The 21,772-nt window shown below is 63.2% G+C and carries 21 protein-coding genes; 15 read left to right on the top strand and 6 right to left on the bottom strand.

Going from position 1 to position 21,772, the window contains the following annotated elements:
• Positions 1-79 precede the first annotated feature (79 nt).
• Positions 80-1,651 carry a Na+/H+ antiporter gene (locus tag ACFUOZ_RS12360; protein WP_377548386.1) on the top strand — a complete coding sequence of 524 codons (1,572 nt, stop codon included), beginning with the start codon at positions 80-82 and terminating at the stop codon, positions 1,649-1,651.
• A 21-nt stretch (positions 1,652-1,672) separates the two neighbouring features.
• Here ACFUOZ_RS12360 and ACFUOZ_RS12355 read toward each other — a convergent pair whose 3' ends face one another.
• On the bottom strand, positions 1,673-2,890 hold the full coding sequence (locus ACFUOZ_RS12355) for an ROK family protein (protein WP_377548384.1): 1,218 nt from the start codon (positions 2,888-2,890) through the stop codon (positions 1,673-1,675).
• Between the two features lie 230 nt (positions 2,891-3,120).
• On the opposite strand from ACFUOZ_RS12355, the gene ACFUOZ_RS12350 reads away from it, so the two are divergent.
• The 5 genes from ACFUOZ_RS12350 (at position 3,121) to ACFUOZ_RS12330 (ending at position 9,069) form a co-directional block, all read left to right on the top strand.
• Positions 3,121-4,392: an ABC transporter substrate-binding protein gene (locus ACFUOZ_RS12350; RefSeq protein ID WP_377548381.1), complete on the top strand. Its 1,272-nt coding sequence runs from the start codon at positions 3,121-3,123 to the stop codon at positions 4,390-4,392.
• A 21-nt stretch (positions 4,393-4,413) separates the two neighbouring features.
• Entirely contained in the window at positions 4,414-5,358 is a 945-nt protein-coding gene (locus tag ACFUOZ_RS12345) for a carbohydrate ABC transporter permease (protein ID WP_377548379.1), read from the top strand.
• Complete coding sequence (locus ACFUOZ_RS12340; RefSeq protein ID WP_377548375.1) at positions 5,358-6,257, top strand: carbohydrate ABC transporter permease; 900 nt, start codon at positions 5,358-5,360, stop codon at positions 6,255-6,257. Before ACFUOZ_RS12345 ends, ACFUOZ_RS12340 begins: the two co-directional genes overlap by 1 nt.
• An 83-nt stretch (positions 6,258-6,340) precedes the next feature.
• The gene (locus ACFUOZ_RS12335) at positions 6,341-8,095 is read left to right on the top strand and encodes a glycoside hydrolase family 13 protein (RefSeq protein WP_377548373.1); all 1,755 of its coding nucleotides are present in this window, start codon (positions 6,341-6,343) and stop codon (positions 8,093-8,095) included.
• A gap of 62 nt (positions 8,096-8,157) precedes the next feature.
• Positions 8,158-9,069: an aldo/keto reductase family oxidoreductase gene (locus tag ACFUOZ_RS12330; protein WP_377548470.1), complete on the top strand. Its 912-nt coding sequence runs from the start codon at positions 8,158-8,160 to the stop codon at positions 9,067-9,069.
• Positions 9,070-9,162: 93 nt separating this feature from the next.
• Here ACFUOZ_RS12330 and ACFUOZ_RS12325 read toward each other — a convergent pair whose 3' ends face one another.
• Genes ACFUOZ_RS12325 through ACFUOZ_RS12310 form a run of 4 tightly spaced genes read right to left on the bottom strand, consistent with a single transcriptional unit; the run spans position 9,163 to position 12,962 of the window.
• Positions 9,163-10,086 (bottom strand): TauD/TfdA dioxygenase family protein, encoded by a 924-nt coding sequence (locus ACFUOZ_RS12325; RefSeq protein ID WP_377548371.1) that lies wholly within the window; start codon positions 10,084-10,086, stop codon positions 9,163-9,165.
• A 52-nt stretch (positions 10,087-10,138) separates the two neighbouring features.
• Entirely contained in the window at positions 10,139-11,050 is a 912-nt protein-coding gene (locus ACFUOZ_RS12320) for an ABC transporter permease (protein ID WP_377548368.1), read from the bottom strand.
• Positions 11,050-11,937 (bottom strand): ABC transporter ATP-binding protein, encoded by an 888-nt coding sequence (locus ACFUOZ_RS12315; RefSeq protein ID WP_377548366.1) that lies wholly within the window; start codon positions 11,935-11,937, stop codon positions 11,050-11,052. Before ACFUOZ_RS12315 ends, ACFUOZ_RS12320 begins: the two co-directional genes overlap by 1 nt.
• Before the next feature lie 2 nt (positions 11,938-11,939).
• Positions 11,940-12,962: an ABC transporter substrate-binding protein gene (locus ACFUOZ_RS12310; protein ID WP_377548364.1), complete on the bottom strand. Its 1,023-nt coding sequence runs from the start codon at positions 12,960-12,962 to the stop codon at positions 11,940-11,942.
• 379 nt (positions 12,963-13,341) lie between these two features.
• On the opposite strand from ACFUOZ_RS12310, the gene ACFUOZ_RS12305 reads away from it, so the two are divergent.
• From ACFUOZ_RS12305 to ACFUOZ_RS12275, 7 genes are all read left to right on the top strand, one after another.
• Positions 13,342-14,205, top strand: a complete 864-nt coding sequence (locus tag ACFUOZ_RS12305; RefSeq protein WP_144659369.1) for a CoA ester lyase — start codon at positions 13,342-13,344, stop codon at positions 14,203-14,205.
• 8 nt (positions 14,206-14,213) lie between these two features.
• Entirely contained in the window at positions 14,214-15,134 is a 921-nt protein-coding gene (locus ACFUOZ_RS12300; RefSeq protein WP_377548362.1) for a DUF2797 domain-containing protein, read from the top strand.
• 91 nt (positions 15,135-15,225) lie between these two features.
• On the top strand, positions 15,226-15,450 hold the full coding sequence (locus ACFUOZ_RS12295; RefSeq protein ID WP_144659371.1) for a DUF3188 domain-containing protein: 225 nt from the start codon (positions 15,226-15,228) through the stop codon (positions 15,448-15,450).
• 54 nt (positions 15,451-15,504) lie between these two features.
• Positions 15,505-15,954, top strand: a complete 450-nt coding sequence (locus ACFUOZ_RS12290; RefSeq protein WP_377548358.1) for a MaoC family dehydratase N-terminal domain-containing protein — start codon at positions 15,505-15,507, stop codon at positions 15,952-15,954.
• Between the two features lie 2 nt (positions 15,955-15,956).
• Complete coding sequence (locus ACFUOZ_RS12285) at positions 15,957-16,394, top strand: MaoC family dehydratase (protein WP_377548356.1); 438 nt, start codon at positions 15,957-15,959, stop codon at positions 16,392-16,394.
• Between the two features lie 41 nt (positions 16,395-16,435).
• On the top strand, positions 16,436-17,785 hold the full coding sequence (locus ACFUOZ_RS12280; protein WP_377548467.1) for an MFS transporter: 1,350 nt from the start codon (positions 16,436-16,438) through the stop codon (positions 17,783-17,785).
• A gap of 9 nt (positions 17,786-17,794) precedes the next feature.
• Positions 17,795-18,862, top strand: a complete 1,068-nt coding sequence (locus ACFUOZ_RS12275) for a UDP-N-acetylmuramate dehydrogenase (protein WP_377548353.1) — start codon at positions 17,795-17,797, stop codon at positions 18,860-18,862.
• A gap of 16 nt (positions 18,863-18,878) precedes the next feature.
• On the opposite strand, the gene ACFUOZ_RS12270 is transcribed toward ACFUOZ_RS12275, so the two are convergent.
• On the bottom strand, positions 18,879-19,355 hold the full coding sequence (locus ACFUOZ_RS12270; RefSeq protein ID WP_377548351.1) for a hypothetical protein: 477 nt from the start codon (positions 19,353-19,355) through the stop codon (positions 18,879-18,881).
• A gap of 85 nt (positions 19,356-19,440) precedes the next feature.
• Here ACFUOZ_RS12270 and ACFUOZ_RS12265 point away from each other — a divergent pair, with 85 nt between their 5' ends.
• Both ACFUOZ_RS12265 and ACFUOZ_RS12260 read left to right on the top strand, forming a co-directional pair.
• Positions 19,441-20,562, top strand: coding sequence for a winged helix DNA-binding domain-containing protein (locus ACFUOZ_RS12265; RefSeq protein ID WP_377548350.1), 1,122 nt, complete (start codon positions 19,441-19,443; stop codon positions 20,560-20,562).
• Between the two features lie 640 nt (positions 20,563-21,202).
• Positions 21,203-21,757: a DUF559 domain-containing protein gene (locus ACFUOZ_RS12260; protein ID WP_377548348.1), complete on the top strand. Its 555-nt coding sequence runs from the start codon at positions 21,203-21,205 to the stop codon at positions 21,755-21,757.
• Positions 21,758-21,772 lie beyond the last annotated feature (15 nt).

Below are 21,772 nucleotides of genomic sequence, written 5' to 3'. Positions count from 1 at the left end.
GTGCCCCGGGATATGTTTGTAGGGAACTTTTCCGGTCGCGCCGGGGAAGGGGCCGTACAACATCTGGGGAAGCAGGAACATGGATCAGCTGGCGCTCATAGTCGGGTTGCTGCTTGCAACAGTATTCGCGGTCGGTTTGGGGGACCGGCTCCGGTTGCCGTATCCGGTCCTCATGTTGCTGCTGGCTGTTGCCCTTACCTTCATTCCGGGTTTCCCCGAGTTTGAGATTTCACCGGAACTGATCCTGCCGATCTTCCTGCCGCCGTTGCTCTTCGCAACCGCCCAGAAGAGTTCCTGGGCGGTTTTCCGGGTTCGGTGGCGGACCTTGCTGTTGATGGCCGTTGCCTTGGTGGTGGTGACCACCGCCGCGGTGGCAGGGGCCGCCTGGCTGATGATTCCAGGCATTGGCATCCCCGCTGCCATCGCCCTGGGGGCCATGGTTGCTCCGCCGGATCCCGTTGCGGTGGAGTCCGTGGCAGGCCGGGTGCATATGCCGCGCCGGCTCATCACGGTCCTTCAAAGTGAAGGCCTCTTCAACGACGCCGCTGCCATCGTGATCTTCCAGGCCGCCGTCGCAGCCACCATGTCCGGCAAGGAAGTGGGCCCTGAAGTCATCCCCCAGTTCGTGCTGGGTGCGGCGCTTGCAGTCGTGATTGGCATCGCAATGGGTTGGCTGACCAAGTTCATCACCAAGCTGGTCGCGTCCATGGTGGCACGCAGTGCAGTCACCCTGGTGGTTCCTTTTGCTGCGTACATCCTCGCCGAAGAGCTGCACGCCTCAGGCGTGGTGGCCGTCGTCGTCACTGCCTTGGAACTGCAGCGCCACGCCCGTCCACAGGACGCTGCCGAGCGCGTTACCCGGACGGCGTTCTGGGACGTCGTGGAGTTGCTCGCCACCGGCCTGGCCTTCGGCCTGGTGGGGCTGGAGATCCGGCAGGTGATCAGGGACGAAGGCACTGCCATCTTTGGCATGGTCGGTATGGCCGTGGTGATCTGCGTCCTGGTATTCGTGGTGCGGTACCTGTGGCTTGGGCTGCTTGCGTTGACGGCACGACGGCGGCGCAACCTTCTGCAGCCCACCTCACCCAAAGAAGTACTCATCCTCACGTGGTGCGGAATGCGGGGCCTCGCCACGTTGGCCCTTGCCTTGGCTCTTCCTTTGACGCTGCCTGATGGCAGCGACTTCCCTGCCCGGCATGAGATCTTGGTCATTTCCTGTGCCGTATTGCTGGCCACCCTGGTTCTTCCGGGGCTGACCCTGCCGTGGTTGATGCGGGTGCTGGACGCTACCGAGCACGGATCGCATGAGAAGGATGCTGCCAGGCTCCTGGCCAAGCGGGCCCAGGCGGCCGCCGTTGCTGCCCTGAAGGACCATGACCTGATGAAGGAACTTCCTCCGGAAAAAGTGGCACTGGTGAAAGAGAAGATGCGCCGGCTGCACGCCGAGCTGCTCGATGGCACGCTGAAGAACGAGTCTGCCAAGGAGAAGCGTGAGCGCGGCAGGGAGCTGGCCATCACAGTGCAGACCATCGCCCTTGATGCGGCACGAATGGAAGTTGTCCAGGCCCGGAATGAACCGGGGACTGACCCGGAAGTGGCGGACCGTGTCCTGCGCCAGCTGGACCTGCGGACCATGTCCATGCCGGAGTAGCAGCCGCCGGCTTGGCGCGGGTTAGGAAGCGCGGTTGGGACGCGACGAGGGGGAGAGATCCAATGCGTGCTCTTCGACGTAGTCCAGGGCGTGCCGGATCGCTCCGAGGGAAACAATTCCGTCACCCACAATGGAGGTTGCCAGCCTCGGGGGAGTGAAGGTGAACTCCGGAAGATGCTTGGCGATTCCGGGCAACAGCGTCTCGGCAGAGGCGGCAACTCCTCCGGCGATCACCACGAGCTCAGGATTGACCAAGGTGCTGATGGCGCCAATCACCCTGGCCATGCGGAGGGCGACGCTCTCCAGCGCTTTCCTGGAGGCAGCGTCACCTTCGGCAGCAGCAGTGAAGACCATTTCGGCGGTCAGGGCATCCGGGTTGCCGCCGCAGAGCGCCCGCAGCTTCGTAGCACCCTGCTTCTTCAAAGCTTCCCGGCCTGCCGCGGTGGCTTCGTAGGCGATGCCGTAGGTGCTCCCCACACCTTCGACGTTGTTGAGGAACCCCAGTTCACCGAATCCGCCCAGCTGGCCGTGCAGCAGGCGTCCGGATTCGAGGATGCCGGAGCCCAGGCGGTCGCCGGCCAGCATGACCACCAGGTTGTCTACACCCTTGGCCGTACCCCGCCAGCGTTCTGCAAGGGCCGCGAGGTTGGCATCGTTTTCCAGCAGGACGTGCCAGCCGTGCCGTTCCGAGACGATCCGGCGGACATCGAAGGACTTCCAGAACTCCTGGACGGTGAGGACTTCGCCCTCCCGGGTGACGGGCGCGGCTACGCCTACGGATACCGCCAGCACCGAGTCGGCGGGAACCCCGGCCTCTTCGAGCGCTTCAGCGGCAATCTTGTCCAGCACGTCGGCGCGCTCGGCTGCTGAGACGTTGTACGTCCGGAAGGGCATGGTGACCTGGGACAGGGGAGTCCCTGCCATGTCTGCAACGATTGCGGTGATCTTGTTGACGCCGATGTCGATCCCCAGCACACTTGCAGCGCCGTCGTCGAAAACAAACCTGCGGGCGGGCCTGCCCTTGATGTAGTCGCCTGCGCCGCGCTGGTTCTCGAGCTCCTGCAGCCAGCCGAGGCGGACCAGTTCGTCGCAGATCGAGATGACCGTGGCCCGGGACAAGCCCGTCATGGTCATGAGCTCGGTGCCGGTGACGACGCCTGCTCCGCGCATGGCCTTGAGCATGGCTCCGGCGTTGAGCCTGCGTACCAACTGTGTGGACGGCGCGGTTCCGCTCAGCATGCAGTGCTCCCAACTTTTCAGGCGAGGCGATGGAAGGACTCATCAACCGCTCTAAATTTAGTACATAAATTTAGACTTCGCCTTGTTACGACGGCTGGCTTGACGGTGTGGCACCGCTCACAGAATACTTATGGCAGATAATAAATTTATTTCCTATCTAAACTCCTGGGTGATGTAGCGCGCCATCATCCAACGCATGCGGCAGTGGGGCCGTACGACGAAAGGACAACGTGTCTGTGAAAGTGACACGCAAGAAACGCATGGCAGCAATGGGCCTCGGACTGGCATTGCTTGCAGGACTGCTCTCGGGGTGTTCCGGCGATCAGGGAAAAGAGACCATCCGCTTCACCTTCAGCAAGCGGGAGGCGATCGGCTTCATGACCAAGCTCGTCGCCGACTACAACGCATCGCAGGACCATACGGAAGTCGTGCTGGATACCTCCGGTGTTGACGTTGTGTCCGCGAGCTTCGTCCGGGGAAACCCGCCGGACATCGCCTTGGCCAACTACAACATGGAGACCTCACGGTTTGTCCAACGGGGAGTCCTGAGCGACTTGTCTGACACAGGGGCCGCGTCCCGTGTCCGCGAAGATCTCCAGCCGCTGATGGACCAGTACGGTTCCTATCCGGGCCGGACCAGCGCCTTGCCGTACTCGATCATGGCGTCCTCAGTGATCTACAACAAGGAGATCTTCGCTGCCAACAACATCGAGATTCCACGCACTTGGAGCGAATTGATCGCTGCCTGCGACAAGCTCAAAGCGGCCGGAGTGACGCCCTTCTACGCAACCTGGAAAGACGATTGGACCATCGCCCAGGGATGGTTCGATTACTCGGTAGGCGGCCAAGTGGATACCCTCGACTTTTTCGACAAGTTGGAATCCGAAGGCACGGCCGTGGGGCCGGAATCCCAGGCCTCGTTCCAAAAGGACTTCCACCAGCCCGTGGAAAAGATGCTGACGCTGGCAAAGAACTATGTGAACAAGGACGCCGCCAGCCGGGCCTACGGAGACGGCAACCTCGCGTTCTCCCAGGGCAAGGCCGCCATGTACCTGCAGGGTCCTTGGGCCTTCAGCGAAGTTGCCAAGACAGCGCCGGACTTGAAGCTTGGTACTTTCCCACTGCCGATGACGGAAAATCCGGAAGACCTGCGCGTGCGGGTCAACGTGGACCTCGCCGCCTGGATTCCGGAGGCGTCCAAGCATAAGGACGCGGCCCATGAATTCCTCGAATACCTCTACAGGCCCGAAGTGATCGAGGCCTACAACGCATCGCAGCTGGGATTCACCCCCACCAAGGACGCAAGCGGAGCCCCCGATCCCAGGGTCGAGGGAATGGCCAAGTACTACAACAACGCCCAGGTGTACCAGGGGCCGTCCGTGCTGGTTCCCAAGACGATCCCCATCATGAACTACACGCAGGCGCTCGTGTTTGGAGCCGACGCCACCTCCACCCTCCGCACACTCGACGCAGACTGGGCACGCCTGGCCTTCCGCCAGTAGCACAGACAGGGAGCCAGAAAAATGTCCATCATCGCAACTTCAAAATCATCAGAGAGCCCAGGGGAGTCCCGGACCATCGGGCGGGGCCCGGTGCCGAAAAAGCGCAAGGGGAAGCGGGTTGAGCCGATCTTCTACCTTTTCCTGCTGCCGAGCCTTGTCCTTTTCACTTTGGCCATCACAGTCCCGGGCGTCATCGGTATCTTCTTCAGCTTTACGGACTCCATTGGCATCGGAGACTGGGAGTTCGTTGGGCTGACCAACTACATCGCACTCTTCAGCGACCCCGCAATCCTGCAGAGCTACCTGTTCACGTTCGGTTTCTCGATTGTCACAGTCATCGCGGTGAATGTGATCGCTTTCCTGCTGGCAGTCGGCTTGACCTCCCGCATCCGGATGAAGTCTGCGCTGCGGACCGTCTTCGTGATTCCGATGGTTGTTTCCGGCATCATCATCGCCTACGTGTTCAACTTCCTCTTTTCCAATTCCCTGCCGGCGTTCGGCGTTTCCGCCGGAATCCCATGGTTGGAGGAGAGCCTGTTGGCCAACCCTGACCTTGCCTGGATTGCGATCGTGCTGGTCACGGCCTGGCAGGCAGTTCCCGGATCACTGCTCATCTACATCGCGGGCCTCGTCGCCGTTCCGGGAGATGTCTATGAGGCAGCAGACCTCGACGGTGCGAGCAAAACACAGCAGCTGCTCAAAATCACGCTGCCGCTGGTTGCCGGCTATGTGGTCATCAATGTCATCCTCGGGTTCAAGGGTTTCCTCAATGCCTACGACATCATCGTGGGTCTGACCAATGGAGGACCGGGCACCTCCACGCGAAGCATCGCCATGACAGTCATCACTGGCTTCAACGGTGGTGACTACGCCTACCAGATGGCCAATGCGACCATTTTCTTCCTGGTAGCCATCGCCATTTCCCTTGTACAGCTATCCCTCACCCGCGGACGGAATGCACTCTGATGAGCACACAAACCACCCTCGACCCTGAACACGCCACCAAGGCCACTTCTGTAAGTGCCCGGCGCTCACCCGAGAAGCCGGAGCGGATCAACTGGTCCGCCACCACCGTGCTTGTCCTGTGCGCAGTGACTGTCCTTCTGCCCCTGTATGTCACCGTGTCCATGGCCTTCAAGACACAGGGGCAGGCCGTGGACGGCAATGCCTTTTCCTTGCCGTCTCCCTTCAGCCTCGACGGTTTCATCCAGGCGTGGACACTGACCAACTTCCCCGTGGGTGCGGCGATGTCCCTCCTGGTTACTGCCGGGACCGTGGTCGCCACGATCGTCCTTGCAGCGTTCGCCTCCTATGCGATTGTCCGCAACTGGGACCGGCGCTTGTTCCGGTATTCGTTCTTCTACCTGCTCGCGGCGATGTTCATCCCTTTCCCAGTGGTGGCGTTGCCGCAGATCCAACTGACCGGGCGGCTCGGTCTGGACAACCCGTTCGGTGTGATCCTCCTGGCCACGATGTTCCAACTGAGTTTCAGTGTGCTTCTCTTCACCGCGTTCCTGCGCTCCATTCCCATGGAGTTGGAAGAAAGCGCCAGGATCGACGGAGCCACCACATGGCAGACGTTCTGGAAGCTGATCTTTCCCTTGCTGGCTCCGATGAGTGCAACAGTGGGCATCTTCGCTTTCCTCTATGCGTGGAACGACTTCATGATGCCTTCATTGATCATTTCCGATCCGGCACTTCAGACCCTCCCCGTGCGGCAGAGCTTGTTCCAGACGCAGTTCAGCAACAACTACCACGTCTCCTTCGCCTCTTACCTGATGGCCATGGCGCCTGCGATCGTCGCTTACCTCTTCACCCAGAGGTGGGTCATGGCGGGCGTCACGCAGGGCGCTGTCAAAGGCTGACGCCAGAGGGCTGTTGACCTCCCGCGCCAGCCGTCACATACTGGTTCGGGAACTAAATTTAGAATCTAAATCAAAGGAGTTTCGTGAGCACCTCCGCCACCAAGGCAAACCTGTCCCACTCCGACCGCATGGCCGACCCCAACTGGTGGCGCCAGGCAGCGGTGTACCAGATCTACCCCCGCAGCTTCTACGACGCCAACGGTGATGGCCTGGGTGACATCAAGGGCATCACGGCCAAGGTTCCCTACCTGCAGGAACTTGGCGTCGATGCTGTGTGGCTGAGCCCGTTCTATCCTTCCGCGCTCGCCGACGGCGGCTATGACGTGGATGACTACCGGAACGTGGACCCCAAGCTCGGAACGCTTGAGGACTTTGACGAGATGGCCGCAGCCCTGCACGCCGCCGGCATCAAGCTGGTAGTGGACATTGTCCCCAACCACTCCTCAGACCGGCACGAGTGGTTCAAGGAAGCCCTCGCGTCGCCGAAGGGCTCTGCCGCACGTGAGCGCTACATCTTCCGTGACGGCAAGGGCGAAAACGGCGAAGTGCCGCCGTCGGACTGGGACTCCGTATTCGGCGGACCCATCTGGGAGCGCATCACGGAACCGGACGGCACCCCGGGCCAGTGGTACATGCACATCTTCGCCAAGGAGCAGCCGGACTTTAATTGGGAGAACCCGGAGATCCGCGAAGACTTCCTGAAGACCCTGCGCTTCTGGTCCGACCGCGGCGTGGACGGCTTCCGCATCGACGTGGCCCACGGTATGGCAAAGGACTTGTCCGAGCCGATGCCCATGAAGGAAGACCTCCTGAAGAAGGCCCACGGAACTGACGGCTTCATCGACGGCTCCCACCCCTTCTGGGACCGGGACGAAGTCCACGAGGTCTACGCGGAGTGGCGCAAACTCTTCAATGAATACAACCCGCCCCGGACCGCCGTCGCCGAAGCCTGGGTCCACGAGTCACGCCGTGCGCGTTACGCCAGCCCCGAGGGCCTGGGCCAGGCCTTCAACTTCGACCTGCTGCAGTCGGACTTTGACGCCGCATCCTTCAAGAAGATCATCACCGACAACCTGGTGCACGCCAAGGAGTCCGGCGCTTCCTCCACCTGGGTCTTTTCCAACCACGACGTCGTCCGGCACGCCACCCGCTACGGGCTGCCGAAGGGTGGTTCCGTCGCACAGGGGACCAACGCAGCCCAGGACATCACCGGTGCCGAACCCAAGGGCCAGGACGGCAAGGGCTGGTTGCTTGCTGGTGCCCCGGCTGAAGAGCTGGACATCGAACTTGGCCTCAAGCGGGCACGGGCGGCTTCCTTGCTGCTGCTCGCGCTCCCCGGCTCGGCCTACCTGTACCAGGGTGAAGAGCTCGGGCTGCGCGAAGTCACAGAGATTCCCGACTCCGAACGCCAGGACCCCTCCTTCTTCCGCAACAAGGGCGTGGAAATCGGCCGCGACGGCTGCCGGGTACCGCTGCCGTGGACGCCCGAGGGCTCGTCCTTCGGCTTCGGGGCAGGTACTGCACACCTGCCCCAGCCTGCCTGGTTCAAGGACTACGCCGTGTCCACCCAGGAAGGTGTTGAAGGCTCCACCCTCGAGCTCTACCGCAAGGCCCTGCGCCTGCGCAGTGAGCTGCAGACCGAGGAGGAACTCGAGTGGGTGGAAACGGGCCGCCCCGAGGTGCTGCACTTCAGCCGCCCGGGCGGCTGGGAAACGGTGACCAACTTCGGCGCTGAAGCGTTCGAGCTCCCGGCGGGGACCGTCGTCGTGAGCAGCGGTCCCTTGGAGGACGGCAAGCTTCCGGCCGATACCACCGCCTGGATTGTCCGCGAAGCCTAAGCGCACAGGAAAAACAACAAGTGAACATTGCGAACGGGCGCGGACGCCTCATCTACGGCTGCATGGGACTGGGCGGATCCTGGGAAGGCGCCTCCTACGGGGCCGCTGAGATCGACCAGGCCGCTGCCGTGATTGAATCGGCGCGGGGGATCGGGATAGGTCTTTTCGACCACGCCGATATCTACCGGGGAGGTAAATCAGAGGCCGTTTTTGGGGAGGTCCTCGTCCGTTCGCAAGGCCTGCGGGAGAAGATCCAGCTGCAGACCAAGTGCGGGATCAGGCTGGGGGAGCGGGGGTTGCAGACCCACTACGACCTCAGCCGGGAAGCCATCCTTGAACGGGTCAATGACAGCCTGAAACGGCTCCAAACGGAGTACGTCGACCTTCTGCTCCTGCACCGTCCTGATCCCTTGATGGACGCGCGCGAGGTGGCTGACGCCGTCGGGCAGTTGATGGCCGAAGGCAAAGTGCGGCAACTGGGTGTGTCCAACATGTCCGGGGCCCAGATCGCGTACCTCCAGGACCGCCTGGAAACGCCCGTTGTCGCGAACCAGCTGGAGATGAGCCTGCTCAAGCGCGATTGGCTGGAGAGCACTGTGCTGGTCAACCATGCCGAGGGCGCCGCAACCAGCTTTCCCCACGGGACGCTTGAGTACTGCATGGACAAGGGGATTGAGCTTCAGGCGTACGGCTCCCTGGCCCAAGGGCGGTACACCGGGGCCGGGGCGCTGTCATCGGCTGATGAAGCTGTTGTTGCGATGCTCGAGCGCCTGGCGGCGGAGAAGCACACGACGCCGGAAGCTGTCCTGCTGGGCTGGCTCATGAAGCATCCGGCCCGGATATCGCCGGTGGTCGGCACAACCAACCTTTCACGGATCGGTGCCTGTGCGGACGCTGCAGACGTGGCTGCGCAGATGTCCCGCGCCGAGTGGTACGGCCTGTGGATGGCAGCCCGGGGAAGCAACATCCCTTAAACCCAAACTGAGTCGCAGTTCGTGTCGTTATGAACGCTCAAAACGACATTTACTGCGACTCAGTTGGGTTACAACAGCAACACATAAGACCCCCTACGACAGTTCAGCCACCACGGAGTAGGTGCTGGAATCACCCTGGATAGCCTGGCTGGGCTTCCCCTCCACGCCCACGGGGATGTCGCCGGCGATGGTCACCCGGTTCAGTTTGCGGGGCTGGCCGTCGTAGTTGTCCGGAGCGTAGTGCTGGGTAATGCGGTTGTCGAACAGCACAACCTGGTTGGGTTCCCAGTTCACGCGGACCACGTTCTCCGGACGGGTCACGTAGGCCTGCAGCAGGCGGATGATGTCCTTCGACTCGGTGTTGGAAAGCCCCACAATCCGCAGCCGCTGCGCAAAGCCGCCGATGAACAGTCCGCGCTCGCCGGTCAGCGGGTGGACGCGGACCACCGGGTGGGCGGTCTCGAACTTCAAGCGGGTGAACTCCTTGCGGCGTTCCTCGGCGTTGGCGTGCTCAAGGTTCTTGGGAACTGAGTAGTCGTAGTCGTTGGTGTGGATGGCCCACAGAGTGTCCGCGAAGTTCCGCAGCTCCTTCGGGAGGTCCTGGTAGGCGCCGGCCGAAGAAGCGATCAGGGTCTCTCCACCGTAAGCCGGCAGGTCGATGCTGCGCAGGGTCGAAGCCTGCGGCGGGTTCACCACGAAGGTGACATCCGTGTGCCAGTTGTTGGCCGAGCCGTTCTCACTGTCCACGGGCAGGACATTCTCCTCGCCCTCCACCGATGCGACGGTGGGGTGCGCCTTGGTCAACGGGCCGAAGTGCGAAGCGAACTTCACCTGGGCTTCGTCCGTGAGGATGTTGGCCTCACGGAACACCAGTGCCTTGTGCTCGTTGAGGGCGGCACGGATCTGGGCAACCGTGTCCTCGCTCAGGTCCCCGCTGATGTCCAGTCCGCGGATCTCGGCGCCGATGCGGGAGCCCAGCTTGGCGAATTCGAGCTTGGTTTCGGTAATGACAGTCATTGTTTTCCTTTTCTTTCGGTGTTGGTTGTGGCTGGGTCGCCACGGGTAAAACTTAGGAAGCGGCAGAACCGACGGCGGTCCGCCAGCGGGAGAAGTGCCGCTCAAGACCCACCAGCAGGAAGTTCACTCCGAGTCCCAGCAGGGAGACCGTGAGGATGCCCGCATACATGTCCGGGATGAGGAAGCTGCTCTGTGCGTTCACGATGAGGTAGCCGAGGCCGGCCTTGGCGCCCACCATTTCCGCCGCGATGAGTACCAGGATCGACGCCGTGCCCGCCATGCGGATACCGGTGAAAATCGTCGGAACCGCCGAGGGCAGGATGACCTTCTGGAACAGCCGGAAGCTGTTCAGGCCCAGCGAACGTGCGGCCCGGATCAGCAACGGATCCACGGTCTTCACACCGGCGATCGTGTTGAGCAGCACCGGGAAGAACGCAGCGTACGCCACGATGCTGATCTTGGATTCCTCACCGATACCCAGCAACAGTGTGAACACCGGAAGCAGGGCAAGGGCGGCCGTGTTGCGGAAGAGTTCCAGCAACGGGTTCAGGACGGAGTTGAGGCGCCCGTACCAGGCAATCAACAGGCCCAGCGACACGCCAGCTACAAGGGCCGCGCCAAAACCGGCCACCGAGCGGGTCAGGCTGGCGGCGATGTGGCCTTGGATGGTCCCGGCTTCGAAGAGCTTGCCCCATGCCAGGAGCACTTCGTGCAGCGGCGGAAGGAACACCCGGGTGGACGGGCTGGCCAGGTAGGTTGGCCCGAGCTCCCACAGCAGCAGGAACGCAAGGATCGCAGCGGACTTCCACACACCTGAACCCACAGCCGAGGTGACCCTGCGTGCCAGGCCAGGCGCCGGCGTCGTACGTTCCGTCGTGGGTACTTGTGAAACGGAAGGCTCGACGGCGGTTGTCTGCCGGGGTGCCGAAGTGGCAGTTTCTGCTTGTGCAAGGGTGGTCGTCATCAGGCTGCGCTCCTTTCAGGGGTGGTTGCTGGTTCGTCGGGGGCACTGCCGTCGGGCAGGATCTTGCGGTGTCCGGCGTCCTGTGCCCGACGGACTTCGTCGTGGAGCAGGGTCCACACCTGGTGACGGTGCTCCACGAAAGCGGGGTTGGAGCGAATGTCCTCTTCGCCTTCACGATCCGGGATATCGATGTCCACGATTTCCTTGAGCCGGCCCGGGCGGGCACTCAGGACCGCAACACGTTGGCCCAGGTACACGGCCTCGTCGATGCCGTGGGTGATGAAGACGATGGTCTTGCCGGTGGCCTTCCAGATCCGCAGCAGTTCGTCCTGCAGCTGCTCGCGGGTCTGCGCGTCCAATGCTGCGAACGGCTCATCCATGAGCAGCACATCGGGCTCGTACGCCAGGCTCCGGGCGATGGCTACGCGCTGCTTCATGCCGCCGGAGAGCTCATGCGGGTAACGGTCCTCGAAGCCGGCAAGGCCCACCAGTGCCAAGTACTCCTTGGCCTTCGCTGCGCGCTCGCGCCGGTTCAGCTTCCTGCCATCCGGGCCCACGCCCTCGAGCCCTATGGAGACGTTGGCCGAGGCCGTCCGCCAGGGGAATAGGGCATATTGCTGAAAAACCACGGCCCGGTCTTTGCCAGGTCCTGTTACCGGCTTGCCGTCCACCAATACCTCTCCGGAGGTGGGCGTGGAAAGCCCGGCGAGCAGGTCCAGAAGCGTTGTCTTGCCCGAACCACTTGGCCCCACCAAGGTGAGGAATTCGCCGTCGCGGACATCCAGGCTGAGGGAGTCGATCGCAGTCAGCGTCGTGGCAGGGGTGGACTTGGTAGCCCGGACCGTGAACTGTTTGGTGACATTCCTGAGGCTGATCTTCGCTGTCATGGTTATCCCTTCTTCGCGAGATCGTTGAAGTCGTTGGTGTAGTACTTGGACGCGGTCAGCTTGTCCTTGACGATTCCGGCCGAGTTCAGCCAGGCCTCCCACCGCGTGAAGTCCTTGTCCTGGATCACCCCGGCGTCCGGCACGCCAGGGCTCTTCCAGAACTTCAGGTTCGCCGTGCTCTCGTTGCGGCCGCGGCTTTCGATGATCTTGGTGAAGCGGGCAATCACCTCATCACGCGGTGTTTCAGCCGCCCACTTGATCGCTTTGGCAACGCCGGTGGTGAAGGTGCGGGTGGTGTTCGGGTTTTTCTCGATGAAGTCGTTGCGGAGCACGATCTGCCCACCGGCGAAGTTGCCGAACAGCTGGACATCGCTGAACAAGGAACGCAGTCCGCCTGCTTCAACGGCACGGTCCTGCAGGACCCCGCCGAGCGTTCCCGCATCCACCTGGCCGCGGCGGATGGCTTCCTCGGTGTCGTTGGGCGCCAGCGGAACCAGCTGGACCTGCTTGATCTCGTCCTGGCTGAGTCCGTTCTTGGTCAGCCAGGTGTTGATCACAGCCTCGTGGTGGGCGCCCAAGGTGTTGACCGCGATCTTCTTGCCGATCAGGTCCTTGGGACCCTTGATGTCGCTGTCCGCCTTGACGTAGTAACCGCTGAAGGTCTTTTCATCGGAGCCGTAGTAGTTGACCACGGCTTTGACGGGGGCACCGGCCTCGATCAGCTTCACTACCGCGCCGGAGAAGGCGCCGCCGAAGTCTGTCTGGTTGGTGGCGGCCGACTGGATGTCCTGCGGGCCGCTGGTGGTGTTGCCCACCCAGTTGAGCTTCAGGTCGCCCAGGTATCCGAGGTCTGCTGCCAGCTCGGGGAAAGTCACGTTGTTGGCTGAGCCCTGGTACCGAAGTTCTTTGACCTCGTTGCCGGGCTGGCCGCTTTGTCCGGCTTCGGCTGCACCGCCGCAGCCGCTCACCGTCAGCGCTAGTACGACGGCGGCCGCGACGCTCAGGAGGGGCAGATGCAGTTTCATGGGAGCTACTTTCGATGGATTGGAGTGGGTTGGGGTGGCCGGCCGCAGCAAGTATGTGGTGACTTGTGCAACGGCTTGGGAACGATGAAAGCCCATGACGACGGCGGCTGGGAAGTGCGGCGGTAACGCCCGGAAACGCTGCGAAACAGCCCGAAACGGGAAGAAATCCTGAGCCACGCCCGGCAACCGGAAGACTCAAAGACGCCGTGTTGAGTCCCGTGAACAACAGCGTCAGATGGGCCGTTCATGACTGGCGCGTACCGACGTCGGGCCTTCATACTGCGGGACCCAACAGTCATATGGCGTTTAGTTCGTATTGATCCTCACAAGGAAGGTGAATTCTTGGCCTTGCGGGCGGCAGGGCAGATACGGTAGATACATGACGTCTAGCATCGCCGCCGAATCCATTCGGCCCACCCGCAATATTCCCGCCGATATCGCCCGTTCCTGGCTCCTTGTGAACGCCATGAAGACGGAACTTTTTGACGAATCTGCGGCTTCGCGTGCGGACGCCATCATCCTTGACATCGAAGACGCCGTGGACCCGTCCCAGAAGGACGCTGCCCGCGAAAACGTCGTGAACTGGCTGGCCGGCGGCGGCCAGGCCTGGGTTCGTATCAACGACGCCACCAGCGATTTCTGGGCCGATGACCTCGCGGGCCTGCGCGGCACGCCGGGGCTGCTCGGCGTCATGCTCGCAAAGACCGAGTCCGCGGACCAGGTCACCGAGTCGTACCACCGTATGGACGGCAAGACTCCCGTGGTTGCCCTGGTGGAATCGGCCCTCGGCATCGAGGAAGCCAACCACATCGCCCGCGCCCAGGGTGCCTTCCGGCTCGCGTTTGGTTCCGGTGACTTCCGCCGCGACACCGGCATGGCGGCCACTCCCGAAGCCATGGCGTACCCGCGCGCAAAGCTGGTTGTCGCGTCCCGCGTCGGCAACCTGCCCGGACCCATCGATGGACCCACCGTCGGCACCAACCACCCGATCCTGCGCGAGCAGACCGGCATCACCGTGACCATGGGCATGACCGGCAAGCTGTGCCTGGCCATCGACCAGACCACGGTTATCAACGAGGTCATCAGCCCCACGCCTTCCGACGTCGCCTGGGCTACCGACTTCATGAACGACTTCGAAGCCAACGGCCGCGTGATCCGTGACGGCTCCGACCTCCCGCGTCTGGGTCGCGCAGAGAAGATCATGAAGCTCGCCGTGGCCTTCGGGGTCCAGCCCTCGCTGTAAGGGACCCCGTGCTGGTCCACGGAGTCGTCTGGGACTCATCATCCCCGGCGCTGCGCCTCCACACCCCGGTTGGGGAATTTACTGATGTTGCGTTGGCCCAGGGTTCATCCCTGGGCCTGCGTGTTATGCCCGGTTTGTGGTGCCTTGGCCACGTGAAGGTGCATGGTCTTGGCGACAGGACGCATGTTCCCTGTCCCGGCAGTTCTCTGGCGGAGCGTGGCAAGCAATGCGGTAGCTGCTTCGCACGGGACGACTCCCGGCTCATGCACGACTTCCACCGCGGCGGCTCGGTGCCTGCAGGGCTCCGGTCCTACCTCATGCAGCCACACTGGCTGTACGTGGCCACCTTCGCCAACGGTGCAAGCAAAGTTGGCACAGCGTCCGCCCGACGCAAATGGAACCGCCTGGCCGAACAGGGCGCCGTGCACGCTTCCTATGTTTCACGCGCTGAAGATGGCCGCGTGGTCCGCATCCTCGAGGACCTCGTAACGCGCGAGCTTGGGCTCGTCCAGCAGGTCCGTTCCGCCGCCAAGGCGGCATCGCTCGTGGAGCCGCGTACCGGCGTCGAACTCCGGGCCATTAACCGCAAGCGTGCCGCAGAGGTGCGTGAATTGCTGTCCGGTCTGGCCATGGCGGGCTACACGGTTGTTGAGGAAGAGTGGGAGCGGCCGGCGCTGGCCCACCAGCTGTGCAGCGCACGGCCGTCCGGCGCCATCCGCCATCCGTACCCGGCAGCGTTCGACGGCGGCGGGCACGGTCTGCGGGTCCACTCCCTGTCGGGGGCCATCGCCTTGGCGGGATTGCCGGACGCCGAGGGCAATGAGGTTGAAGGTACGTTCGTGGCGGACCTTGGTGCGTTGAAAGGACGACGTATCGAATTCGGACCCCACACCACGGAGATCCCGGCCCTCCAGGATTCGTTGTTCTAGGCCCCCCGGATTGCGAGGCCCGCTGAACGTGCCATTTCGGGTGCAAAGGACGTCTACCGGGCCTCGCAACCGGCCCCGGTAGACTTGTACGGTGCTTGAACAATTCTGGGCCACCGCCTCAACCGCCTACAAAGTGCTGGTCTTCAGCGCCATGGGGCTGATCGCCGTCGGACTCATCCTCTCCATCCTTGGGAACACCACCGGCAACCAGGCGCTGGCGGTCGCTTCCTTGCCCGTGATCGGCGTCGGACTGATCCTTCACGTCACGGGACTGGTGGTTCGGGGCCAGAAGATCCGCAAGAGCTACAAGAAGTAGTCGGCCCGCACGCTCCGCTCTTCCCGCACGGCCGGTGCCCGATAGGGTTGGAGCATGAGTATCAATCCGGACCTGCAGGGCCGAAGCTACCCTGCCGCAGAGGTATACGACGTCGGTCGTGAAAAAATCCGCGAGTTCGCCAAGGCCGTGAAGGCCAGCAACCCTGCGCACTTTGATGTCGAGGCAGCCAAGGCCCTCGGCCACAGCGACCTCGTGGCACCGCCAACGTTCGCCATCATCGTTGCCCAGCGCGCTGATGCCCAGCTGGTGGAGGACCCCGAGTCGGGCATCGACTTTTCCCGCGTGGTCCACGCCGATCAGCGCTTCACGCACCACCGCGCCATCGTTGCCGGGGACCGCCTGGTGGCCGAGCTCCACGTCGACGGCGTCCGGGCCATGGGCGGGGGAGCGATGATCACCACGCGCTCCGAGATTTCCACGGAGGCAGGCGAAAGAGTCGCCACTACGACCTCGTCCATCCTGGTCCGCGGAGAGGGACAGTAACCATGAGCCACTCATTTGAAGAACTGAGCGTGGGCCAGGAAGTTGGCACGCGCAGCATTGAGGTGACCCGCCAGGATCTGGTGAAGTATGCAGGAGCTTCCGGCGACTTCAACCCCATCCACTGGAACGAGGCCTTCGCAACGTCCGTGGAACTTCCGGGTGTTATCGCCCACGGCATGTTCACCATGGGTGCGGCCGTGCAGCTGGTGAGCGACTGGGCAGGCGACCCCGCCGCCGTCGTCGATTACCAGACCCGCTTCACCAAGCCCGTGGTAGTCACCGACACCACCGGCACCGATGAAGCCGGCGCTGTTATCGATGTCACCGGCGTAGTGGGAGCGCTCGACGCAGATGCCCGCACCGCCCGTATCGACCTCACCGTGATGGCTGCCGAACAGAAAGTCCTCATGAAGTCGCAGGCGGTTGTGAAACTCTCTTGAGCCAGGCAAACGACGCACAGCGGCGTGCCACTGCGACAGAAATGTTGCGGTGGCGCGTCGCTGTTCTTGCTTCCTATGCCGCTAGCGGGGTCGCGTTTGCCACATGGGTGTCCCGACTGCCGGCGATCCGTGATGGCCTGGACCTGACCCCGGGCGGCATCGGCCTGTTACTGATGTGCATGACCGTTGCTTCCTTCATCTCGATCTCGGCGTCAGGGCTCATCGTGCTGCGGCTCGGTCCCAAACTGACCACGAGGATCGGCAGTTGCATGGTGGGGGCGGGCCTGGTCATTGTGGGCATTGGAACCTCGATCGCCGGCAACCCGCTCGTTGTTGCCGCGGGGCTGGTGGTGCTTGGCCTTGGAACTGCGAGCTGGAATACGGCATCCAACGTGGAAGGCGCGGCGCTTGAACGCGGGCTGGAGCGGCACATCATGCCGCACTTGCACGGGGCATTCAGTCTGGGAACCGTAGCAGCCGCAGGATTCGGGGCATGGGCCGCCGCAGTGGACATGCCGGTCTTCTGGCACTTCCTTGTGGTGGGCGTGGTGGTCGCGTCCTCGGTGGTGACAGCCAGCTTCTGGTTCCGTGCCGAGAAGACTGCCCAAGCTGCCGCACCTTTCAAGCCCCGGGAGACGGACACCTTCCGGGATCCGTCTACGGGACCGCTGCCTGTTGTCACGGGCGCCCTGCCTGTTGTCACGGGCGCCCTGCCTGTTGTCACGGGCCAGCCCTCCGGATCCGGGGCCAAGGACCAGGCCGCCCCACCCCTGGACAATACGCCCCTGGACAATAAACGGCTGGTCGCCCTCGCCTGGCGCGACCGCCGGACCCTCCTGATCGGGGTCCTGGTCCTTGGTTTGGCGTTGGCCGAGGGGGCCGCCGGAGACTGGGTGGCCCTGGCGCTGGCCGATGGGCACGGACAGAGCGACGCGGCGGGCGCTGTCGGCTACGGCGTGTTCGTCACGTTCATGACCATTGGGCGGTTCACGGGGACGGTCATCCTCGACCGTTTCGGACGCGTACTGGTCATGCGCTGGTGCTCGGCGACCGCCGTCGTGGGTCTTGCGCTTTTCGTGTTTGCACCGGTTCCCTGGCTGGCATTCGTGGCGTTGGCGGTGTGGGGACTGGGTGCCTCGCTGGGCTTCCCCGTTGGTATGTCCGCCGCGGCCGATGATCCCGTCCACGCCGCAGCCCGCGTGTCCGTGGTGTCCACCATTGGATATGGCGCGTTCCTCTGCGGCCCCCCGCTACTCGGGCTGCTGGCAGAGCATTTCGGCATCCTCCATTCACTGCTGGCGCCCTTGGTCCTGCTGGTGGTCAGCTTCTTCCTGGCACCGCTGGCCGGCAAGCAGAAGGCCGAGTCCATGCAGTCCAGCGAATCCCGTTAGGCTTGATCAGTGACCCAGATGCTTCTTTCAGAATTGACCACAGCTGCCGTCGGCGGCCCCGCAGGGAACTATGTTGAAGCCCGCACCGAAGCAGAAATCATCGACGCCGTCCGCTCGGCCGACTCTGCGGGAGAGAAACTCCTGATCATCGGCGGAGGGTCCAACCTGCTGATTTCCGATGACGGCTATCCGGGCACTGTCCTGAAGATTGCATCCGAAGGTTTCGCCGTGAACTCCGAGGACAGCTGCGGAGGTGTCTCCGTGGTGGTCCAGGCAGGCCACAACTGGGATGCGCTGGTGGAGTACTCCGTACTGCACGCGTGGTCCGGACTGGAAGCCCTCTCCGGCATCCCGGGCGCCACGGGAGCAACCCCGGTGCAAAACGTAGGAGCCTACGGGGCAGACGTTTCACAAACCATTGCCGCCGTGCGGACCTGGGACCGGGAGCGCAACGCCGTCCAGACCTTCACCAACTCGGAGTTGAAGTTCGGCTACCGCGACTCGATCCTGAAGCAAACCACCGTTGAGGGGTCCCCGCGTTATGTGGTGCTGACAGTGGAATTCCAGCTGCCGCTGGGCCGAATGAGTGCACCGATCCGCTACGCCGAGTTGGCCAGGTCGCTGGGTGTCGAGGCCGGAAAGCGTGCCTACTCCAACGATGTCCGCAAGGAAGTCCTCCGGCTCCGGGCCTCCAAAGGCATGGTCCTGGATGCCGCCGACCGCGACACTTTCTCCACGGGATCCTTCTTCACCAATCCCATCGTGCCCGCCGACCAAGCAGCCGAACTCCCGGAGAATGCCCCCAAGTACCCTGCGGGATCGGACGGGCTGGTGAAACTCTCTGCTGCTTGGCTGATCGACCAGGCCGGCTTCGGAAAGGGCTTCGGCCTGGAGGAGTCCAGCGTTTCAGGCGGCCGGGCCTCCCTGTCCACCAAGCACACCCTTGCCATCACCAACAGGGGCACGGCATCGGCTGCGGATATGGTGGCCATCGCACGCGAGGTGAGGGCCGGCGTCGTCGAACGTTTTGGTATTGAGCTGCCCCCGGAGCCCCTGCTGATCGGCGTGAGCCTCTAGCCAGCAGTGCCTGCGCTTAGCGGGTGCGGCGTTCGGCGATCGGGAGCACTTTGTTCAGCAGCAGGAAGGTGAGCCCGCAGCTGACCGAGCCCAACAGGAAGATCTGGCTGAACGCGATGCTCTGCGGCGAAGGTCCACTGGGCATGAACAGCCCGGCCGTGGCAAAACCGACCAGCCCAAGGAGCAGCACGATGGCGCCCAACAGGAAGCTGCGGACCTGTGCTGCAGCGGCGGGGTAGTACCAAGGCTCGGGGTCGTCGTGGCGATCCGAGAGGGGCTGGCTGGCCGCTGCGGTCCCGATCAACAAGGCCGCAGTCGCAGTCGCCACCAAGCTTATGGTCTGTATGGCTTGCATGGAGGGAGAGAGGCTTACTCCGGTTCCCACCGCTACTATCAGCCCGGCGCCAAGCCCGACCAGCGTGCAGAACCAGCCGGCGGTAGCCAGCCACCTGCTCAGCGGCCGCACAAGCGGAGCAAGATCACCAAAAAGCATGCAATCATCCTAGGATTCGCGGCTGGGTGGCGGCTGGGAGGCGCGGCAAGGTTCCCTGTGCTTGTTGCTGCTTTTAGGATGAAGCATGCCTGCAGCCCTAACTCCGCGCGTTCTGGGCCGTTTGCGGCTCGCCAGCCAAGGCTTATTGGGCGGAGGTTTTACTGCTGTCCCGGACGCCGTCCGCTGGATGGCCGCGATGCAGGCGCAGGACCTAGGCTCAGCACTGTGGGCGGTAGGCCAACGGGTGCCCGGGACCGCTGCCTCGGATGTGCGCGCCGCGCTCGACGCCGGGACGGTGGTCCGTTCATGGCCGATGCGCGGCACCCTGCATCTGGTGGCGCCTGAGGACCTTCGCTGGATTTTGGGCATCACCAGCGGACGGCTAATGAACTCGGTGGCAGGGCGCCACCGCGAGCTCTCCATCACCGCCGACGACATCGCCCACTGCCGGGACATCGCATTCAAGACCACCGAAGTCCTCAAGGCAGAAGGTGCATCGGGCGCGACCCGGGAGCAGCTCTTCCAGGCTTTCGAGGAAGCCGGGCAGCCCACCAAGGCCCAGCGCGGCATTCATCTGCTGGGGAGCCTCTGCCAACGTGCGTGGCTGGTTCAGGGGCCGATGGCGATTTCCAACGGCAAAGTCGGTGTGCAGCAGCTCTTCGCGCCGTTTGATGCTTGGATCCCGGAGTCCCGGGATCTTGGCCGGGAGGAAGGCATCGCCGAATTGCTCGTCCGCTACTTCAGGAGCCGGGGGCCGGCGACCGTGAAGGATTTCTCCTGGTGGAGCCAGATCCCTTTGACGGAGGCCCGCGCCGCGCTGAAGCAGGTGCAGGACCGCTTGGTTGAGCTGGATTTTGGCGGCACCAGCTATTGGCTCTCGCCCGAGGCGGCGGCAATACTCGACGACGGCGTCCCCGGCTCGCGCTCGTTGCTTGCCCTCCCGGGCTTCGACGAGTACTTGCTGGGTTACCAGGACAGGAGCCTGGTGCTGGACCCTGGATTCGCCGAGCTCGTGGTGCCTGGAAAGAACGGGGTGTTTAAACGGATCATCGTCTCCGGGGGCGAGGTGATCGGTACGTGGAGCAGGACCGTGAGTGGCAAGAGCGTCGGAGTCGAGCCTGAGCCGTTCGCGGGGGAGCTTGGCCCGGCCGCGGAGCGGTCCTTCCAGGCCCAGGGCCGTGCGTATCTGAAGTTCATGGCCGGCTGACCCGCCCGGTGTGTCTCAAAGTCGTTGTCGGCCCGCTTTTACGTCGAAGCCCAACGACGTTGGTGCGGGTCCGCGACGTTATTACGGGCTGCGCGCCAAGGTCCGGCTCCGCTCTGGCCTGGTTTGATGCAACACTTGTCCACATACGGGGGAAACGGGATGTCCTGACATCCCCGGACCAATTCACGATGAATGCATGCAATCGCGAAAACTGGATGCACTAATAGCCACAAATTGGCCTGACAGCACCATTGCTGTTACGTCGGACCTCGCAGGAAAAGGCTTGGGCGACCGCGTGCTGACGGCGGGTGTGCGCGCTGGAAGGCTCATTCGGGTAAGACGGGGCGCATACGCCCGCAGCTCAGACTGGCGTCGCCGACCTCCGTGGGAGCAGGACCTGCTGAGAATCCAAGCACACCAGCTTGGTTCGCGCTCGGCCAGTCTCTACAGCCATGCCAGTGCCGCGCGCCTGCATGGCTGCGCACCGTGGGATGGTGGGCCGCTGGTGCACGTCACTACGCCCTTCTCGCCGGCCCAGGCAAGTTCCGGGGAGGATGTACGCGCACATGGTGGGGTGCTGGAAACTGCCGAGATTGTTGAGATCCTGACTCCTTGGGGGCGACGCGCCAGAGTGACGAGCTTGGAGCGGACTGTCGTCGATTGTGCCCGGACCCTGGAATTCGAACGGGCACTGGTGGTCGCAGACCAAGCCCTCTGCAGAGGGGCGGATCCGGCTTTAATCCAGGCTTATGTGGACGGGGGCCGGATCACGAGGGGCGCTCGACGCTTGCGGCGGGTGCTGGACGCGATGGATGGCCGTTCCGAATCTGTGGGCGAGACGCGGACGCGTGCTCTTTTGGAGAGGCTGGGAATTCCGGGATTCGTGCTTCAGCTCGAAGTCGAGACTCCCATCGGTCGCTACCGCGGAGACTTCGGATGGCCGGACAGCAAAGTCATTCTCGAGTTCGACGGCCGCACCAAGTACTTCGACTATGCGCCCACTGACGAGGTGGTCTTTCAGGAACGCAGACGCGAGAAAGCACTCAAAGCCTTGGGCTGGGACGTTATCCGAATCGAGTGGCAGGACCTCGGCAGGCCGTGGGAAGTGGAGCGGCGAGTGAAGACTGCCTTGTCGCGGCCAGAACGTCGAAAACCCGCTGTTCCGTTGCAGGGCAGCAACGGAACAGCGGGTTAGGGACGATGGACGCGA

This window comes from Paenarthrobacter sp. NPDC057355 (assembly GCF_042667405.1).
Classification (GTDB): Bacteria; Actinomycetota; Actinomycetes; order Actinomycetales; family Micrococcaceae; genus Arthrobacter.
Note: the sequence above shows the minus strand (reverse complement) of the source record. Positions and strands in the feature narration are given on the sequence as shown.

Excerpts from the sequence above, each read along its gene's own strand:
- ACFUOZ_RS12360 (WP_377548386.1), top strand. The coding sequence starts at position 80 with ATGGATCAGCTGGCGCTCATAGTCGGGTTGCTGCTTGCAACAGTATTC.
- ACFUOZ_RS12355 (WP_377548384.1), bottom strand. The coding sequence starts at position 2,890 with ATGCTGAGCGGAACCGCGCCGTCCACACAGTTGGTACGCAGGCTCAAC.
- ACFUOZ_RS12345 (WP_377548379.1), top strand. The coding sequence starts at position 4,414 with ATGTCCATCATCGCAACTTCAAAATCATCAGAGAGCCCAGGGGAGTCC.
- ACFUOZ_RS12340 (WP_377548375.1), top strand. The coding sequence starts at position 5,358 with ATGAGCACACAAACCACCCTCGACCCTGAACACGCCACCAAGGCCACT.
- ACFUOZ_RS12330 (WP_377548470.1), top strand. The coding sequence starts at position 8,158 with ATGGGACTGGGCGGATCCTGGGAAGGCGCCTCCTACGGGGCCGCTGAG.
- ACFUOZ_RS12325 (WP_377548371.1), bottom strand. The coding sequence starts at position 10,086 with ATGACTGTCATTACCGAAACCAAGCTCGAATTCGCCAAGCTGGGCTCC.
- ACFUOZ_RS12320 (WP_377548368.1), bottom strand. The coding sequence starts at position 11,050 with ATGACGACCACCCTTGCACAAGCAGAAACTGCCACTTCGGCACCCCGG.
- ACFUOZ_RS12315 (WP_377548366.1), bottom strand. The coding sequence starts at position 11,937 with ATGACAGCGAAGATCAGCCTCAGGAATGTCACCAAACAGTTCACGGTC.
- ACFUOZ_RS12310 (WP_377548364.1), bottom strand. The coding sequence starts at position 12,962 with ATGAAACTGCATCTGCCCCTCCTGAGCGTCGCGGCCGCCGTCGTACTA.
- ACFUOZ_RS12305 (WP_144659369.1), top strand. The coding sequence starts at position 13,342 with ATGACGTCTAGCATCGCCGCCGAATCCATTCGGCCCACCCGCAATATT.
- ACFUOZ_RS12290 (WP_377548358.1), top strand. The coding sequence starts at position 15,505 with ATGAGTATCAATCCGGACCTGCAGGGCCGAAGCTACCCTGCCGCAGAG.
- ACFUOZ_RS12285 (WP_377548356.1), top strand. The coding sequence starts at position 15,957 with ATGAGCCACTCATTTGAAGAACTGAGCGTGGGCCAGGAAGTTGGCACG.
- ACFUOZ_RS12280 (WP_377548467.1), top strand. The coding sequence starts at position 16,436 with ATGTTGCGGTGGCGCGTCGCTGTTCTTGCTTCCTATGCCGCTAGCGGG.
- ACFUOZ_RS12270 (WP_377548351.1), bottom strand. The coding sequence starts at position 19,355 with ATGCTTTTTGGTGATCTTGCTCCGCTTGTGCGGCCGCTGAGCAGGTGG.
- ACFUOZ_RS12265 (WP_377548350.1), top strand. The coding sequence starts at position 19,441 with ATGCCTGCAGCCCTAACTCCGCGCGTTCTGGGCCGTTTGCGGCTCGCC.